Genomic DNA, 16,032 nt, shown 5'->3' on the forward strand with positions numbered 1-16,032 from the left:
CGATGACGAGCGCCGAGACGCGGGGAGCGGAGGGCCGCGCCCCCGCGGCCGACCCGCGCGGGGACATGATCAACCTCTACGAGATCGTGCTCGCGCTCAGGGCGAACCTGCGCCTCGTCGCCGGCGTGGGCCTCGTGGCCTTCGTGGCGAGCCTCGCCTACGTGCTGGTGGCGACGCCGCTCTACCAGGGCCAGTCGCAGATCCTGCTCGAGAGCCGCGACAACGCCTTCACCCGCCCCGTCGAGCAGACGGGTGGCGACCCGACGGGCCAGATCATCGACGAGCAGGCGGTGGCGAGCCAGGTGGCGGTGATCCGCTCGCGGGAGGTCGCCGCGGAGGCGGCGCGCCGGCTCGGCCTCGTCGGCAATCCCGAGTTCGACCCGCGGATGCGGCCCATGAACCCGCTGGCGCGCCTCGCCTCGCTCGTCGGCCTCGGCGCGGGCGGAGACGCGGACGACGACGCCGCGGCGATCGATCGCGTGCTCGACACCTACTACGATCGCCTGCTGGTGTACTCGGTCGGCCGCTCGCGGGTGATCGCCGTCGAGTTCCAGGCGAGCGACCCGGAGTTCGCCGCACGCGGCGCCAACGTCATCGCCGAGGTCTACCTCGAGACGCTGGAGGCCGCGAAGATCGACGCGGCGCGGATGGCGACGACCTGGCTGTCGCAGAACATCGACCGGCTGCGCGAGCAGGTGCGAGAGGCCGAGGCGCGGGTGGAGGCCTTCCGCAGCGGCACGGGGCTCCTCGTCGGCGGCGACAACGCGACGCTCACCTCCCAGCAGCTCGGCGACCTCTCGACCCAGCTCGGCACGGCGCGCTCGACGCTGGCGGACGCGCAGGCGCGCGCGAGCCTCATCCGCGAGCTGATCGACGCCGGACGCGCCTTCGAAATCCCCGACGTCGCCGCCGACGAGCTGATCCGCAGCCTCATCGGGCAGCGGGTGGCGCTTCGCGCGCAGATCGCCGCGGAGGGCCGCACGCTGCTCGACCGGCACCCGCGCATCCTCGCGCTGCAGGCGCAGCTCGCCGATCTCGACGGCCAGATCCGTGGCGCCGCCGAGCGCATCGTGCGCACGCTCGAGAACGAGGCCCGCCTCGCCTCCGCGCGGGTCGACACGCTCACCGCCGCGCTGGGCCAGCAGATGCAGGTCGCCTCGCGGGCCAACGAGAACGGCGTGCAGCTGCGCGCCCTCGAGCGCGAGGCCCGCGCGGAGCGCGAGCAGCTCGAGGTCTTCCTCGCCCGCTACCGCGACGCACTCGCCCGCGATTCGGAGGAGGCGGCCCTGCCGGATGCGCGCATCGTCTCGCGTGCCGCCGAGCCGCAGGCGCCGATCTGGCCGCGCAAGGGGCCGGTCGTGTTCCTGTTCACCGTCGTCGCGCTCACGGTGGTCGCGGGCGCGGTGGTGATGAAGGCGATCGTGTTCGACGTGTTCCGACCGGCGCCCGCCGCGGCGCCCCGTGCGCTCGACCCCGCCACGGAGGTGTCCGTGGCCGCGCCGACGCGCGCGGAGCCGGCGCCGCCCGAGCCGTCTCCGCCCGAGCCGTCGCCGCCGCCCGGCGGTGGGGGAGGCGGTCGCGAGCGGCCCGCCGTGCCCGCCCGGGCGGACGCGGAAGGGTTCGACATCGCGGCGCTCGCCGCGAGGCTCGGGCGCGTCGCCACCGCCGACGGCAGCCGCCGCATCCTCGTGACGGCGCTCGACTCCGGGGCGCTCCCGGCGATGCTGGCCGAGCGGCTCGGCGAGGCGCTCGGCTCCGGGGCGCCCGCGCTCCTCGTCGAGGTCGCCGCGACGCCCGGCGCGCCGTCGCGGGAGGGCGCGCCGGAGGGAAGGCCCGGCTTCTCGGATCTCGTGGCGGGCGAGGCGTCCTTCTTCGAGGCGATCGATCGCCTCGGCGCCGGCCGTCCCCACCGCGTCGGTGCGGGAACGGGCGTGGTCGACCCGCTGGCGCCGGAGGAGGAGGAGGGGCTCGAGATCGCGCTCGCCGCCTTCGCCGAGACCTACGGCGCGACGCTCCTCGTGCTCTCCGACGCCCACGCGCCCGGCGCACTCGCGGCGCTGGCGCCGCGCGCCGACGCGGTCGTCATCGCCGCGCGCACCGGGCCGGAGGACGAGCGGCTCGTCTCGCTCTACGAGGCGGCGAAGGACGCGGGCGCGCCGGAGGTGGTCGTGGCGCTCGCGCCGGCGGGCGAGGAGATCACCCGCGCCGCATGAGGCGACGCGCTCCCGCGAGCGCTGCCATGATCCGCGGCGAGGCCTTGGCCCAGCGCTTCAGGCGCCCTGCGAGCCGTGCCTGGACCGCCCAGGCGCGGCCGGCGAGGGTGACGGGCAGCGTCAGCTCCAGCATCTCCTCGGTGCGGTCGCAGAAATGGCCCTTGTAGCGGGCCTCCCCGACGCCGAGATCGAAGCTCTCGTAGCCTTCGGTGCGCAGCGCCTCGACGACGGCGAGCAGCAGGAGGTCGCCGGGTGTCGCGCGGGCGATCTCGGGGGCCTCGTCGAAGGCGATGAACATGCCGCTCGCGCGCACGCCGTCGCAGGCGGCGCCGAAGGTCGCGACGATGCGCTCGCCGACGGCGAGCCGCCAGAGCGCGATCGCCGGGCCGCCGTCCACTTCCGGATCGCAGGCCGCGCGCAGGAAGGCGCGCGTCGCGGGCTCTTCGAACGGGTCGGGCAGGCCCTGCGCGCGCATGCGCCGGGTCTTGAAGGCGAGGAAGGCGTCGAGGGTGCGGTCGGCCTCCGCGCGGGTCGTCGCGCGCGACACGCTCACCTCGCCGAGCGCCGCGAGCCCGCGCTCCTTCTTGCGCAGCTTCTTGCGGGTCTCCCCGCTCAGAGGGGCCGCCGGGCCGTCCGCCGCGCGGTCGGCGAAGGCGCTCCAGTAGGCGTCGCTCGCGGCGCGCCGGGCGCCGGGCAGGGCGAGCGGGTTCGGCTCGCCGGCCCAGGTGCGCGGCAGGTTGGCGAAGGCGAAGGCGTCCGCGCCGATCCCCCGTCCGATCGCGACGAGCTGCCGGTGCAGGGCGTCCGACGCGAGGGGCGGGCCCGCCCGCGGGCAGGCGAGGGGCAGATGGAAGTTCGCGTGCTTGCCGCCGAGCGCCGTCGCGATCGTCACCGGTCCGCGGCGTCCGACGGCGAGCGGCAGGAGGAAGATCGGGCGGCCCGTGCCGGCCTCGTGCAGGACGGCCACGCGCACCCGCGCGCCCGGCGCGAGCGCGTGGCGGGCGAAGGCGTCCTGCCAGGCGAAGGCCTGATAGGGCGAGGCGGTGCCGCTCGCCTCGAGCCGCGCCCAGTCGGCGCGCGCGGCCTCCAGCCCCTCGTGGAGGACGAGCGTCGCCTCGGGCGCGCCCGCGGCGCGCCTCGCCGTTGCGCCCGGCCCGTCGAGGGCGGCGTATTTCGTGGCCGACGTCACGCGGATCTCGCCTTTCGGGCCTTCGATGCACCGATCGATAACGTCGCGACTGTATGCAGGGGGCGTTAAGCGCGACCTAAGGGAGCCGGCCGATGCTCAAGCGGGCGATCATCAGCGCCGGTCTCCACGGCAGCGACCTCGTGCGGGCGCACGTTTGGGCGCGCTTCGCCCGCGGGCGCGGCGTGATCCTGACCTTCCACCACGTGCGCCCGCCGCCGCCCGCGGGGTTCGCGCCCAACCGTCTCCTGGAGATCACGCCCGCGTTCCTGGGGACCGTGCTCGACACGCTCGATGCGCTCGGCTTCGACATCGTGCCGCTCGGCGAGGTCCCCGCCCGCCTCGCCGGACCCGAGCCCGAGCGGCCCTTCTGCGTGCTCACCTTCGACGACGGCTATCGCGACAACCGCGACCACGCCGCCCCGATCCTGGCCGCCCGCGGCGCGCCGTGGACGCTGTTCGTCACCCGCGACTTCGCGCTCGGGCGCGGGCGCCTGTGGTGGCGCGAGCTGGAGGAGGCCGTGCGCCGCTCGCCGCGCGTGCGCCACGACGGGGTCGACCTGCCGGCCACGACAGACGCCGAGAAGACGCGCGCCTTCGAGACGCTCTACTGGCGCCTGCGCGCCGGCCCGGAGGATGCCCTGCGCGCGGCCACGCGCCGCCTCGCCGAGGAGGCCGGCGTCGACGTCGACGCGCTCGCCGCCGCGGCCTGCCTCACGCTCGACGAGATCGCCGCGCTCGCCCGCGACCCGCGCGTGACGCTCGGCGCCCACACGCTCACCCACCCGATGCTCGCCAAGCTCGACGGCGAGACGGCGCGCCGCGAGATCGTCGAGGGCCGCGCCGCGCTCGCGGAGGCGACGGGGCTGGAGATCCGCCACCTGGCCTATCCGGTAGGCGACCCGGGCTCCGCCGGCGCGCGGGAGTTCGCGCTGGCCCGCGAGGCCGGGTTCGAGACCGCGGTGACGACCCGGCCCGGCCACCTCTTCGCCGAGCACGGCGCGCATCTGCACGCGCTGCCGCGGGTGTCCGTCAACGGCCTCCACCAGAGCGCGGGTGCGCTGCGCGCCCTTCTGTCGGGCCTGCCGCTGCTCGCCTGGAACCGGGGGCGCCGCGTGGTCGCCGCGTGATCGCAGCGCCTCGGTACCCCGGGATTGGAGGCTCGACCTCCGGGGAATTCGCCATACCTTCGTGCCGATACCCGCCCGAGAGCCGAAGGCCTCCGATGAGCGACCCGCGCGAGCCGCCCGCCTTCGCGACCGACCTCGACGAGATGCGCGCACACGCCTGGCGCCAGCTGGCGCGCGGCGTGCAGGATCGCCGCTCGCCCTTCCACGCGCCGACGGTCGCGACGATCGGCCTCGACGGGCGGCCGCGGCTGCGCACGGTGGTGCTGCGGGCCGTCGACCCGGCACGCGCGCGGCTGCGCTTCCACACGGACGGGCGTGCCGACAAGGTCGCCGAGCTCGCCCGCGACGACCGCATCGCGCTGCACGGCTACGATCCGTCCGGAAAGCTCCAGATCCGCGTCGAGGGTACGGCCGCGCTGCACGCCGACGATGGCCCCGCCGATGAGGCGTGGCGTGCCTCGCGGATGGCGAGCCGCGCCTGCTACGCGACGCGGCCCGCGCCCGGCGGCAGGATCGTGGCGCCCGACGCGTTCCGCCTGCCGGAGAACGAGGACGAGATCCTCGCCGGGCGGGCGCATTTTCGCGCGGTCGAGATGCACGTGCACACGATCGAGACCCTCTGGCTCGCGCACGCGGGCCACCGGCGCGCGCGCTTCACGCTGCGCGCGGACGGGCTCGGGGAGGCGGTCTGGCTCGTCCCGTGAGGGTCACGGCCGCCTCCGTTCACCCCGCCGCCCGCATCCGCGCGAAGCCCGCGTCGAGGTCCTCCTGCAGGTCGGCGACGTCCTCGAGGCCGATCGAGAAGCGCAGGAGCGGGCCATCGTGCGCGTAGCGGGTGGCGGTGCGGGTCTTGTTCGGGTCGAAGGGGATGACGAGGCTCTCGAAACCCGCCCACGAGAAGCCCATGCCGAACAGCCTCAGGCCGTCGAGCATCGCCGCGAGCGCGGGCGTCGAGACCGGCTCGAGCTCGACCGAGAACAGGCCCGAGGCGCCGTGGAAGTCGCGCTTCCAGATCTCGTGCCCGGTATGGTCCGGCATCGCCGGGTGCAGCACGCGGCGGACCTCCGGACGCGCGGCGAGCCATCGCGCCATCGCCAGCCCCTGGCGCTCCGCCTCCTTCAGCCTCAGGCTCATGCTGCGCATGCCGCGCAGGGCGAGGAAGACGTCCTCCGGGCCGGCGCAGTTCGAGAACAGGTCGAACGTCTTGCGCAGGCGCGGCCAGTGCTCGGCGTTGGCCGAGACCATGCCGAGCAGGAGGTCGGAGCCGCCGGAGAGGTACTTCGTGCCCGCCTCGATCGCGAGATCCGCCCCGCGGGCGTGCGGCGGGTAGAGGAGGGGCGTCGCCCAGGTGTTGTCGATGACGACGCTCACGCCCTTCTCGCGGGCGACGGCGGCCATCGTGGGAACGTCCTGCACCTCGAGCGTCAGCGAGCCCGGCGTCTCCAGGAAGAGCACCTTCGTGTTCGGGCGGATCAGCGCGGTGATGCCCTCGCCGATCATCGGCTCGAAGTAGGTCGTCTCGACGCCGAGCCCGGCGAGCATCTCCTCGCAGAAGGCGCGCGTGGGCCAGTAGACGTTGTCGGTGACGAGCAGGTGATCCCCGGCTCGTACCAGGCTGAGCAGGGCGAGCGAGATAGCGCCCAGCCCCGAGGGGGCGAGCGCCGTTCCGGCGGCGCCGGACAGCTCCGTCCACGCGGTCTCCAGCGCCTCCGTCGTCGGCGTCCCCCGCGTGCCGTAGACGTAGCGTCCGCGCCGGTTGAGGAGATCGTCCATCGTGGGAAAGAGCACGGTGGAGCCGCGGTAGATCGGCGTATTCACGAAGCCGTGTTGGGTGGACGGGTCGCGTCCCGCGTGAACCAGCCGGGTGGCGTCTCTCCAGCTCGACCGTGCATCTTCTTCCGTCATTTGCATCCTCGACTTGCATACCGCGCGGGCAACCGTTGCTTAGCATCTCGCGCGCCGTGAAAAAATACCCGTTTCGGCTCCGCTCGCATGCTCATGGGCACTTGACCGCGTTCGAACCCTGGCCTGAGATGCGGGCGTGTCGCGAGCCGCGGGCGATCGGCAATCGGGCGAAGTCGACATCGGCATTGACGCACGAGGTCGACGGCGCCAGAGAAGTGCCCGGGGCACCGACCTGCGAACGCAGCAGGGCGGATCGCGCCATCAGAGGGGCTGACTTGCTCGACGGGTCGGCGCACGAACCTTCCTTGGGAGAACGAGAAGCATGAAGAAAGCGCTTACCACAATCGCCTTCGGCCTGGCCGCCGGCGTCGCCTTCACGGGCGTGGCCGCCGCGCAGGAGACGCTCCAGCAGGTGCGTGATCGCGGAGAGGTGATCTGCGGCTCCAACACCGGCCTCACCGGTTTCGGCGTGCCGGACGCCCAGGGCAACTGGACCGGGTTCGACGTCGAGTACTGCCGCGCGCTCGCGGCGGCGATCTTCAACGATCCGAACGCGGTCTCCTTCATCCCGCTCTCGGCCAAGGACCGCTTCACCGCGCTCCAGGCGGGCGAGGTCGACCTGCTCTTCCGCAACTCGACCTCGACGATGTCGCGTGACACTTCGCTCGGCCTCGACTTCCCGACGATCAACTACTACGACGGCCAGGGCTTCATGGTGAACGCCGCGCTGGGCGTCACCTCGGCGCTCGAGCTCGGCGGGGCCTCGGTCTGCGTGCAGCAGGGCACGACGACGGAGCTCAACCTTGCGGACTTCTTCCGCCGCAACAACCTGGACTACGAGCCCGTCACGTTCGCCCAGTCGGTCGAGGCCGTCGAGGCCTATCTCAGCGGCCGCTGCGACGCGTTCACGACCGACGCCTCGGCGCTCGCCGCCGAGCGCCTGCGTGCGCCGACCCCCGGCGACCACGTCATCCTGCCGGAGATCATCTCCAAGGAGCCGCTCGGGCCGGTGATCCGTCACGGCGACAACAACTGGGGCGACATCGTGCGCTGGCTGCACTACGCCCTGCTCGAGGCCGAGGAGTACGGCATCACCGCGGCGAACGCGGCGGAGCTGCGTGAGACCTCGGAGGCTCCGGTGATCCGTCGCATCCTCGGCGTCGAGGGCAACTTCGGCGAGATGATCGGCCTGAGCAACGATTGGGCCTTCAACGCCATCAGCGCGGTGGGCAACTACGGCGAAGTGTTCGAGCGCAACATCGGCGAGGGCTCGCCCGTCGGCCTCAGCCGCGGCCTGAACGCGCTCTACACCGACGGCGGCCTCCAGTACGGCCATCCGATCCGCTGAGGATCGCGTCCGAGCGCCGCACCTCCCGGGGTGCGGCGCTCTTCTTGCATCCGCCGAGAACGAGCCGACCCAGGGGAACGGCCACGGGCGAGAGAGCCCTTCGGCGCGATGACATCGACCGGCGCGGGGGCGCCGGCTTGTGGAGGGTGACAAGTTGGCGAGCGTGGTCGAGCAAGCGCCGCCGCGAGCCTCGTTGATCTATGATCCGAGGGTCCGCGGCTTCTTCTTCCAGGGCGTCCTGGTCCTGCTGATCGGATGGATGGCCTACGAGGCCGTCAGCAACGCGATCGAGAATCTGCGGGCCGCGCGCATCGCGTCGGGCTTCGGCTTCCTCCAGCAGCCCGCGGGATTCGACATCAACCAGACCTTCATCGAGTATTCCGCCGCCGCCTCGACCTACGGCGACGCCCTGATCGTGGGGCTGCTCAACACCCTTCTCGTCGCCGCCATCGGCATCGTGCTCGCCACGATCATCGGCTTCGCGGCGGGAATCGCGCGCCTGTCGAAGAACTTCATCCTCGCCAAGGTCGCCTCGGCCTACGTCGAGATCATCCGCAACCTGCCGCTCCTGCTCCAGCTGCTGTTCTGGTACAACGCGGTGCTCTCGTCGTTGCCGGCGGCGCGCGACGCGATCCAGCTCGCGCCGGGCTTCTATCTGAGCGTCCGCGGCCTCTCGCTGCCGGCGGCCGTGTTCGACGGTCGCGCCGTGCTCATCCTCGTCGCCTTCGTCGTGGGCATCGTCGGGTCGTTCCTGGTGAGGCGCTGGGCGAAGGCACGCCAGGCGGCGACCGGCGAGCAGTTCCCGATCGGGCTCACGACCCTCGGTCTCGTCGTCGGTTTCCCCGTCCTCGCCTGGCTGCTCTTGACGCTCACCGGCGGCACGCCGATCACGTTCGACGTGCCGGTGCAGGGTCGCTTCAACCTCACCGGCGGCTCGCAGCTCTTCCCCGAGTTCGTCGCGCTCGTGCTCGGGCTCGCGATCTACACCGGCGCGTTCATCGCCGAGGTGGTGCGCGCGGGCATCCTCGCGGTCTCGCGCGGCCAGACCGAAGCCGCCTCGTCGCTCGGCCTCAAGCCCGGGCAGACGATGCGCTTCGTGGTCATCCCGCAGGCCATGCGGGTGATCGTGCCGCCGCTGACGAGCCAGTACCTCAACCTGACCAAGAACTCCTCGCTCGCGGTCGCGATCGGCTATCCCGATCTCGTGCAGGTGTTCATGGGCACGGTGCTGAACCAGACCGGCCAGGCGGTGGAGGTCGTCGCGATCACGATGATCGTCTACTTGACGATCTCGCTGGTCACATCGTTCTTCATGAACATATACAATCAGCGCATAGCGCTGGTCGAACGCTGAGGAGGGCGCCATGACCGTCATGACCCCTCAGCGCAGCTTCGTCCGCACCGCCTCCGTGGAGGCGCTGCCACCGCCGCGCTCCGTCGCGGGACCCGTCGCGTGGATGAAGGAGAACCTGTTCTCCGGGCCCATCAACACGGTCGTGACCGTGTTGATGGCGTGGTTCCTGCTCTGGCTGATCCCGCCGATTCTCGACTACCTGTTCTTCGAGGCGGTCTGGACCGGCGAGGACGGCAGCGCCTGCCGCGAGGACACGACCGGGCGCGAGGTCGGGGCCTGCTGGGCCTTCGTGATCGACCGGATCAACTACTTCCTCTACGGCTCGTATCCGATCGACCTGCGCTGGCGCCCGAACCTGTTCTTCCTCGTGCTCGCCGTCGGCATCGTCTGGATGCTGTGGCTCGACGCGCCGCGGCGCGGGCTCGGCGCGATCTACTTCTTCCTGGTCGTGCCCATCGTCTCCTACTGGCTGCTGGCGGGCTTCCCCGCGATCGGCCTGCGCAACGTGCCGACGGGCGTCTGGGGCGGCATCCTCGTCACCATCGTGGTCTCGGCGGTGGGCATCGTGATCTCGCTGCCGGTGGGCGTGCTGCTCGCGCTCGGGCGACGATCCCGGCTGCCGATCGTGCGGCTCGTGTGCGTGATCGTCATCGAGTTCACCCGCGGCGTGCCGCTGATCACCGTGCTGTTCATGGCCAACACCATGCTGCCGTTGTTCCTGTCGCAGGGCATCACCGTGGACCGCCTGGTCCGGCCGCTGATCGGCGTCGCCTTCTTCGCCTCCGCCTACATGGCCGAGGTGGTGCGCGGCGGCCTGCAGGCGATCCCGAAGGGCCAGTACGAGGGGGCGATGTCGCTCGGCCTGTCCTACCCGAAGATGATGTACTTCATCATCCTCCCCCAGGCCCTGCGCATCGTCATCCCGGGAATCGTCAACACCTTCATCGGCCTGTTCAAGGACACGACACTGGTGTCGATCGTCGGCATCTTCGACCTGATCCGCACGATCGAATCCTCGCGGCTCGATCCGGTCTGGGCCGCGCCGTCGGTGAACTATTCCGGCTACGCCTTCGCCGGAATCTTCTACTTCCTGTGCTGCTGGGGAATGTCCTGGTACTCCCAATCCGTCGAGCGCCGGCTCGCGGCCAGCGAGAAACGTTGATCGAGAGGGGATCGAGCGATGGCTGACACGACGAGCCTGGAGAAGCCGCAGACGGCGCAGAGCCAGGCCTCCCGCACCGAGGTCGCCGTGGAGATGATCGGCGTCCACAAGTGGTTCGGCGAGTTCCACGTGCTGCGCGACATCAACCTGCGCGTCATGCGCGGCGAGCGCATCGTGGTCTGCGGCCCGTCCGGGTCGGGCAAGTCCACGATGATCCGCTGCATCAATCGGCTGGAGGAGCACCAGAAGGGGAACATCATCGTCGACGGGACGGAGCTGACGAACGACCTCAAGCGGATCGACGAGATCCGCCGAGACGTCGGCATGGTGTTCCAGCACTTCAACCTGTTCCCGCACCTGACGATCCTGGAGAACTGCACGCTGGCGCCGATCTGGGTGAAGAAGATGCCCAAGAAGGACGCGGAAGAGATCGCGATGAAGTATCTCACCCGCGTCAAGATCCCCGAGCAGGCCCACAAGTATCCCGGGCAGCTCTCCGGCGGCCAGCAGCAGCGCGTGGCCATCGCCCGCTCGCTGTGCATGAACCCGCAGATCATGCTCTTCGACGAGCCCACCTCCGCGCTCGACCCGGAAATGGTCAAGGAGGTGCTGGACACGATGGTGTCTCTCGCCGAGGAGGGCATGACCATGATGGTCGTCACCCACGAGATGGGCTTCGCCCGCCAGGTGGCGGACCGGGTGATCTTCATGGACTACGGCCAGATCGTGGAGATGAACGAGCCGGAGGCCTTCTTCTCCAATCCGCAGCACGAGCGCACGAAGCTCTTCCTCGGCCAGATCCTGCACTGAGGCGGTCCGGCCGCGCTTTTCGCGGACCGACGGCGGGCGGCACGCACGCACGCCCGCCGTCGGCGTCGCACGGGCGAGGGTTCCCAATTCCCCCGGATCGTGTTGTACTTCGGTTCGCGCCGGTGAGAGCGAGCCGACAGAGCCGCCCCCGTGAGCGCGCGGGAAGCGTACGGCTCCGGTGCGACAGACGCGACGCACCACGGGTCGAAACCGGCCGTTCGCCGGTGGGGGCTCGGTCGCGGGAAAAGGTCGCTCACGTGGACGTGCTCGATTTCGGGCGGGCGGCGCTCGCCTGCTACTTCACCTTCATCGCGGTGTTCTACACGGCGAAGCTCTTCGCCCTGCGCGCGCGCACCGGGCGCTCGCACGAGCACCGCGGCTCGCCCGGCTCGGCCCAGCGCGTCGGGCGGCGCCTGTTCAACGGCTTTCGGCTGGCGATCTGGGGCGTATGCGTCGTGCGCGTGCCCTATCCCGGGCTCGACGCGGCGCTCGGGCGATTCGATCCGCTCTACACCCCCGCCGTCGTGGCGAGCGGCCTCGTCTTCCTCGTCGCCTCGCTGGCGCTCGTCGTCTACACCCACTCCTACATGTCGGAGGACTGGATGTCGGGCGTGAGCGAGGAGGGGCCGCGCCGGCTGATCACCGGCGGGCCCTTCGCGGCCATGCGCCATCCGCTCTTCGTCGCCGTGGCGCTCGGGCAGATCGGCTTCTTCCTGGCGCTGCCGAGCGTGTTCTCGCTGGTGAGCCTCCTCGTCGGGCTGTCGGTGCTGCGCGTCCAGGCGTACGTCGAGGATCGCGCGCTCGATGCGCGCTTCGGCGCCGCGTGGCGGGACTATGCCGGGCGCGTCCCCGCCTTCGCGGTGCCGGGTCCGTTCCGCCGGAAGGTGCGCGGGTGAGCATTCGCCTGCGGCCTCCGGCGGACGGCGACGTCGCCCGCCTCGTCGCCCTCGAGCACGCCTCGCGCCGGCGCTACGCCGTTCACGGCGGCGCCCTCGCCTGGGTCGCCGGCATGCCCGCGATGGCCCCCGAGCGCTTCGACCGCGGAGAGACCGTCGTCGCGGACGCCGTCGACGGCACGCCCCTCGGCTACGTCCTGCTCGAGCCGCTCGACGGCCTCCTCTACATCGTCGGCATCGCGGTCGCGCCGGAGGCCGGCGGGCGCGGCGTCGGCCGCGCGCTGATGGCACAGGCGGAGGCCCGCGCGTCCGCGCAGAGGCTCGGCGGGACGAGCCTCGCCACCTTCCGCGAGCCGCCCTGGAACGGGCCTTGGTTCCGGCGCCTCGGCTACGTCCCGCTGCCGGAGCATCGGATCGGCCCGGGCCTCGCCGCGGTGCTCGCGCGCCACGCCGGGTTCCTCGACATGGCGACCCGCGAGACGCTGTGGAAGTCGCGCGCGCCCGCGGCCGGAGACGCCACATGATCACCATCCGCCCCGAGACCTCCGCCGACGTCGAGCCGATCGGCACGATCACCACGGACGCCTTCGCGCGCGCGCCCCACGCCAGCGGGACGGAGGCCGCCATCGTCTCCGGGCTGCGGGACGCCGGCGCGCTGACGCTCTCCCTCGTCGCCGAGGAGGACGGCGCCGTCGTCGGGCACGTCGCCTTCTCGGCGGTGCGCGTCGACGGCCGCGACGTCGGCTGGCTGGCGCTCGGCCCGATCGCCGTGCGGCCGGATCGCCAGGGCCGCGGGATCGGCGCGGCGCTCGTGCGCGAGGGGTTGGCGCGGGTGCGCGCCGCCGGCGCTCGCGGCGTCGTCCTCGTGGGGGATCCCGCCTATTACGGCCGCTTCGGCTTCCAGGCCGATCCCGGTCTCGCGATGCCCGGCGTCCCGGCGCGATACGTGCTCGCGCACGCGCTCGAGGGCGCGATGCCCGCCGGCACGCTGTCGCACCGCGACGCCTTCGCTACGGCGGGTGCCTGAGCCGCGGCCGACGCTCCGGCGAGCGCCGATGGCGTAGCCGCCCGGCACGCGCAGGGCGCTTGCCGGCAGCGTGGGGATCGCGCATATGTCGAACGACGACCGAACCGGCGAGTCTTCCCTGCGAGGTTCCCCGCCCATGGCAGATCCCCCGCGCGACGAGGACGACGCGCGTCTCACCGAGGACGACCTGATCGCGCGCTACTTCCGCCCGCTGGCGGGGGAGGGGGCGTTCGGGCTGCGGGACGACGCGGCGCGGATCGTGCCGGCCGAGGGGACGGAGCTCGTCGTCACCGTCGATACGCTGGTCGCGGGCGTCCACTTCTTCCCCGACGATCCACCGGGCGCGATCGGGCGCAAGGCGCTCGGCGTCAACGTCTCGGATCTCGCCGCGAAGGGCGCCTTTCCGCGCGGCTTCCTGCTCTCGGCCGCGCTGCCGCGGGACGTCTCGCCGAAGTGGCTCGAGCAGTTCGCAGCCGGCCTGAAGGACGCCGCGGACGCCTATCGCTGCCCGCTCCTCGGCGGCGACACGGTGAAGACGCCGGGTCCGCTGGCACTCTCGGTCACCGCCTTCGGCGAGACGCCGCGCGGGGCCATGGTGCACCGCTTCGCGGCGAGGCCGGGGGACCGGATCGTCGTCACCGGCACGATCGGCGACGCGGCGCTCGGCCTCCTCCTGCGCACCGCACCGGGCGCCGCCTGGACGGAGGCGCTCGGCGTGGACGGGCGCGTCTTCCTGACCGACCGCTACCTGCACCCGCGCCCGCGCCTGGGCGTCGTCGAGGCGCTGCGCGCCCACGCCCGCGCGGCGATGGACGTGTCCGACGGCCTCGCGGGGGATCTCGCCAAGATGTGCCGGGTCTCCGGCGCGAGCGCCGAGGTCGACCTCGCCCTCCTGCCGCTCTCGGACGCAGCCCGCGCCGCGCTCGCGGTCGATCCGACGCTGATCGACACGATCGTCACCGGCGGGGACGACTACGAGATTCTCTGCACCGTCCCCGACGCGGCGCTCGCGCCCTTCCTCGACGCCGCCGAGCGCGCGGGCGTGCGCGCCGCCGCCATCGGCAGCATCGTCGTCGGGGACGCGCTCCCCGTCTTCCGCGACGCGGGCACCGAGACGCGCTATGCCCGCGGCTCGTACAGCCATTTCTGAGCGGGCTGCCGCCGGAGCCGGGCATCCTCTCGGACATGGTCGAGCCACGGCGCCCGGGCCCCTGTGGCAGCCGTCTCGATCGATTGACACATCCGCACGGGCCGGTAGGCTCCTCGTCCTGCGGTGCTCGTCGCGGAGACGCGCCGCACCGTCGCGGAGCTCCGAATGAGGCGCAAGCGGACGCTCGTCGCTCTCTCCCTCGCCAGCCTCGTCGGCGCGTCCTTCGTCGGCGGTTTCGGCGTCGGCGCCTACAGGGAAACGCGGCACGCCGTCTACGACGCCTTCCAGGGCGCGCGCGAGGCGCTCCTCCCGTCCTCGCCGCGGAACTTCGCGTCCGACGTGCACGCCCGCCGGCTGGAGACGACGCTGCAGAACTTCGACCTCGTCTGGGTCAATCCGGACGTGAGGCTGCCGCAGGAGGGCGGCGGCATGGCGGTCTTCGACGACGCCGTGCTCGTGGCCCGGCCCGCCGACGGAGCGCTGCTTCTGCTCGAACCGGAAACCGGTGTCCTGCAGAGGACCGCTCTGCGCCTGCCGCCGATCAACCGGGACCTGCTTCCCGACCGGACGCCGGGCGGCAGCCGCATCCGAAAGGACAATCTGCGCTACAATGATCTGGAGGTGGTCGCGACCCCGCGCGGCAGGGAGCTGCTCGTCTCCTACTCGTACTTCCACCCCGATCGGCGCTGCGTCACGAGCCGGCTCGCCGCGCACCCGGCGCCCGCGGGCCCCTCCGCCCTCCTGGACGCGGAGCACGCGGACGGCGCGTGGCGCGTCGTGTTCGAGTCCGATCCCTGCCTGCCGTTCTTCGAGCACGAGACCCGCAACGCGCTCTCCTCCCACCAGGCGGGCGGGCGGCTGGCGCGGAAGGCCGACGGCGGCGTGCTCCTGACGATGGGAGACCACGAATACGACGGGGTGGGCGGCAAGCTGCCGCTGCATTCCCAGGATCCGCGGTCGAGCTACGGCAAGATCCTGCGCCTCGACCCGGCGGACTGGTCGGTCGAGACGGTCTCCATCGGGCACCGAAACCCGCAGGGCATCGTCGCGTCGCCGAAGGGCTACGTCCTCTCCGTCGAGCACGGCCCCCGCGGGGGCGACGAGCTCAACCTCGTCGAGCGCGGCGCCAACTACGGCTGGCCGCTCGAGACCCTCGGGGTCGACTACGGCCCGGACTGGGTGGACGCGCGGACCTGGCCCTTCAACGACAGCCAGGGGCGCCACGAGCGCTTTCGCGCACCCCTCCACGCCTGGGTCCCGTCGATCGGCATCTCCAACCTCAAGGTCGTCGAGGGCGTGACGCCGCGATGGGAGGGCGACTATCTGGCCGGCTCGCTCGTCGGGCGCGCGCTCGTGCGCATCCGGCTGACGGAGGGGCGGGTGCTGTACACGGAGCGGATCGAGATCGGCGAGCGCATCCGCTACCTGGAGGTCGGCCACGGCCGGATCTACCTCCTGACGGATTCGGGGCTCGTCGGGATGCTGCTCCCGCGCGACGCGGACGGCCCGGACGCGCCCGACGGCCTCGCGCCGCCCTCCGTGAGCGCGCTGGTGCAGAACCGTTGCCTCGTGTGCCATTCGAAGGCGGGGCTGCCGCGCCTCGACGTGGTCTACGGCGCGCCGATCGCGTCCGGGGACGGCGTCGGCTACTCGGCGGCCCTGTCGCGCCTCGATGGTGTCTGGGACGAGGAGAGCCTCGGGCGCTTTCTGTCGGATCCCGACGCGTTCGCCCCGGGCACGATGGTGCCGGGGCACAGGCTGCCGGAGCGCGAGGTCGTCCGCACCATCGAGGCGCTGCGCGCCCTCGGCGTCGCGGGCGCCCAGACGCGGGCTCTTCCCGCGAGCCGCTGA

The 16,032-nt window shown here is 72.3% G+C and carries 14 protein-coding genes; 12 read left to right on the top strand and 2 right to left on the bottom strand.

Annotation, left to right across the window (positions count from 1 at the left end):
• The first annotated feature begins 2 nt into the window (after positions 1-2).
• Positions 3-2,213: a GumC family protein gene (locus AB9M23_RS16220; RefSeq protein ID WP_372425609.1), complete on the top strand. Its 2,211-nt coding sequence runs from the start codon at positions 3-5 to the stop codon at positions 2,211-2,213.
• Here the strand turns inward: AB9M23_RS16220 and AB9M23_RS16225 are convergent.
• Positions 2,197-3,402, bottom strand: a complete 1,206-nt coding sequence (locus tag AB9M23_RS16225; RefSeq protein WP_372425610.1) for a GNAT family N-acetyltransferase — start codon at positions 3,400-3,402, stop codon at positions 2,197-2,199. The two genes, AB9M23_RS16220 and AB9M23_RS16225, sit on opposite strands and share 17 nt — an antisense overlap.
• Before the next feature lie 92 nt (positions 3,403-3,494).
• Here AB9M23_RS16225 and AB9M23_RS16230 point away from each other — a divergent pair, with 92 nt between their 5' ends.
• Positions 3,495-4,529, top strand: coding sequence for a polysaccharide deacetylase family protein (locus AB9M23_RS16230; protein ID WP_372425611.1), 1,035 nt, complete (start codon positions 3,495-3,497; stop codon positions 4,527-4,529).
• Between the two features lie 95 nt (positions 4,530-4,624).
• Positions 4,625-5,233: a pyridoxamine 5'-phosphate oxidase family protein gene (locus AB9M23_RS16235; RefSeq protein ID WP_372425612.1), complete on the top strand. Its 609-nt coding sequence runs from the start codon at positions 4,625-4,627 to the stop codon at positions 5,231-5,233.
• Positions 5,234-5,252: 19 nt separating this feature from the next.
• Here AB9M23_RS16235 and metC read toward each other — a convergent pair whose 3' ends face one another.
• Positions 5,253-6,440: a cystathionine beta-lyase gene (metC, locus tag AB9M23_RS16240; protein ID WP_372425613.1), complete on the bottom strand. Its 1,188-nt coding sequence runs from the start codon at positions 6,438-6,440 to the stop codon at positions 5,253-5,255.
• 316 nt (positions 6,441-6,756) lie between these two features.
• Between metC and AB9M23_RS16245 the strand changes: the two genes are divergently transcribed.
• The 9 genes from AB9M23_RS16245 (at position 6,757) to AB9M23_RS16285 (ending at position 16,032) form a co-directional block, all read left to right on the top strand.
• Entirely contained in the window at positions 6,757-7,782 is a 1,026-nt protein-coding gene (locus tag AB9M23_RS16245; RefSeq protein WP_372425614.1) for an amino acid ABC transporter substrate-binding protein, read from the top strand.
• A gap of 154 nt (positions 7,783-7,936) precedes the next feature.
• The gene (locus AB9M23_RS16250; protein ID WP_372425615.1) at positions 7,937-9,136 is read left to right on the top strand and encodes an amino acid ABC transporter permease; all 1,200 of its coding nucleotides are present in this window, start codon (positions 7,937-7,939) and stop codon (positions 9,134-9,136) included.
• 10 nt (positions 9,137-9,146) lie between these two features.
• The gene (locus AB9M23_RS16255; protein WP_372425616.1) at positions 9,147-10,298 is read left to right on the top strand and encodes an amino acid ABC transporter permease; all 1,152 of its coding nucleotides are present in this window, start codon (positions 9,147-9,149) and stop codon (positions 10,296-10,298) included.
• A gap of 18 nt (positions 10,299-10,316) precedes the next feature.
• The gene (locus AB9M23_RS16260) at positions 10,317-11,108 is read left to right on the top strand and encodes an amino acid ABC transporter ATP-binding protein (RefSeq protein WP_372425617.1); all 792 of its coding nucleotides are present in this window, start codon (positions 10,317-10,319) and stop codon (positions 11,106-11,108) included.
• 257 nt (positions 11,109-11,365) lie between these two features.
• On the top strand, positions 11,366-12,004 hold the full coding sequence (locus AB9M23_RS16265) for a methyltransferase family protein (protein ID WP_372425618.1): 639 nt from the start codon (positions 11,366-11,368) through the stop codon (positions 12,002-12,004).
• Positions 12,001-12,528 (top strand): GNAT family N-acetyltransferase, encoded by a 528-nt coding sequence (locus AB9M23_RS16270; RefSeq protein WP_372425619.1) that lies wholly within the window; start codon positions 12,001-12,003, stop codon positions 12,526-12,528. The genes AB9M23_RS16265 and AB9M23_RS16270 overlap by 4 nt, the downstream gene beginning before the upstream one ends.
• Positions 12,525-13,031 carry a GNAT family N-acetyltransferase gene (locus tag AB9M23_RS16275; protein ID WP_372425620.1) on the top strand — a complete coding sequence of 169 codons (507 nt, stop codon included), beginning with the start codon at positions 12,525-12,527 and terminating at the stop codon, positions 13,029-13,031. The genes AB9M23_RS16270 and AB9M23_RS16275 overlap by 4 nt, the downstream gene beginning before the upstream one ends.
• A gap of 136 nt (positions 13,032-13,167) precedes the next feature.
• A complete protein-coding gene (gene thiL / locus AB9M23_RS16280; protein ID WP_372425621.1) occupies positions 13,168-14,181 on the top strand; it encodes a thiamine-phosphate kinase in 1,014 nt (337 codons plus the stop codon).
• A 165-nt stretch (positions 14,182-14,346) separates the two neighbouring features.
• On the top strand, positions 14,347-16,032 hold the full coding sequence (locus AB9M23_RS16285) for a PQQ-dependent sugar dehydrogenase (RefSeq protein WP_372425622.1): 1,686 nt from the start codon (positions 14,347-14,349) through the stop codon (positions 16,030-16,032).

It is taken from the genome of Salinarimonas chemoclinalis, assembly GCF_041514305.1.
In the GTDB taxonomy this organism is placed as follows: domain Bacteria; phylum Pseudomonadota; class Alphaproteobacteria; order Rhizobiales; family Beijerinckiaceae; genus Salinarimonas; species Salinarimonas chemoclinalis.

Bases quoted from the DNA above. Each gene is read 5' to 3' on its own strand.
- AB9M23_RS16220 (WP_372425609.1), top strand. From the start codon at position 3: ATGACGAGCGCCGAGACGCGGGGAGCGGAGGGCCGCGCCCCCGCGGCC.
- AB9M23_RS16230 (WP_372425611.1), top strand. From the start codon at position 3,495: ATGCTCAAGCGGGCGATCATCAGCGCCGGTCTCCACGGCAGCGACCTC.
- AB9M23_RS16235 (WP_372425612.1), top strand. From the start codon at position 4,625: ATGAGCGACCCGCGCGAGCCGCCCGCCTTCGCGACCGACCTCGACGAG.
- metC (WP_372425613.1), bottom strand. From the start codon at position 6,440: ATGCAAATGACGGAAGAAGATGCACGGTCGAGCTGGAGAGACGCCACC.
- AB9M23_RS16245 (WP_372425614.1), top strand. From the start codon at position 6,757: ATGAAGAAAGCGCTTACCACAATCGCCTTCGGCCTGGCCGCCGGCGTC.
- AB9M23_RS16255 (WP_372425616.1), top strand. From the start codon at position 9,147: ATGACCGTCATGACCCCTCAGCGCAGCTTCGTCCGCACCGCCTCCGTG.
- AB9M23_RS16260 (WP_372425617.1), top strand. From the start codon at position 10,317: ATGGCTGACACGACGAGCCTGGAGAAGCCGCAGACGGCGCAGAGCCAG.
- AB9M23_RS16275 (WP_372425620.1), top strand. From the start codon at position 12,525: ATGATCACCATCCGCCCCGAGACCTCCGCCGACGTCGAGCCGATCGGC.
- thiL (WP_372425621.1), top strand. From the start codon at position 13,168: ATGGCAGATCCCCCGCGCGACGAGGACGACGCGCGTCTCACCGAGGAC.
- AB9M23_RS16285 (WP_372425622.1), top strand. From the start codon at position 14,347: ATGAGGCGCAAGCGGACGCTCGTCGCTCTCTCCCTCGCCAGCCTCGTC.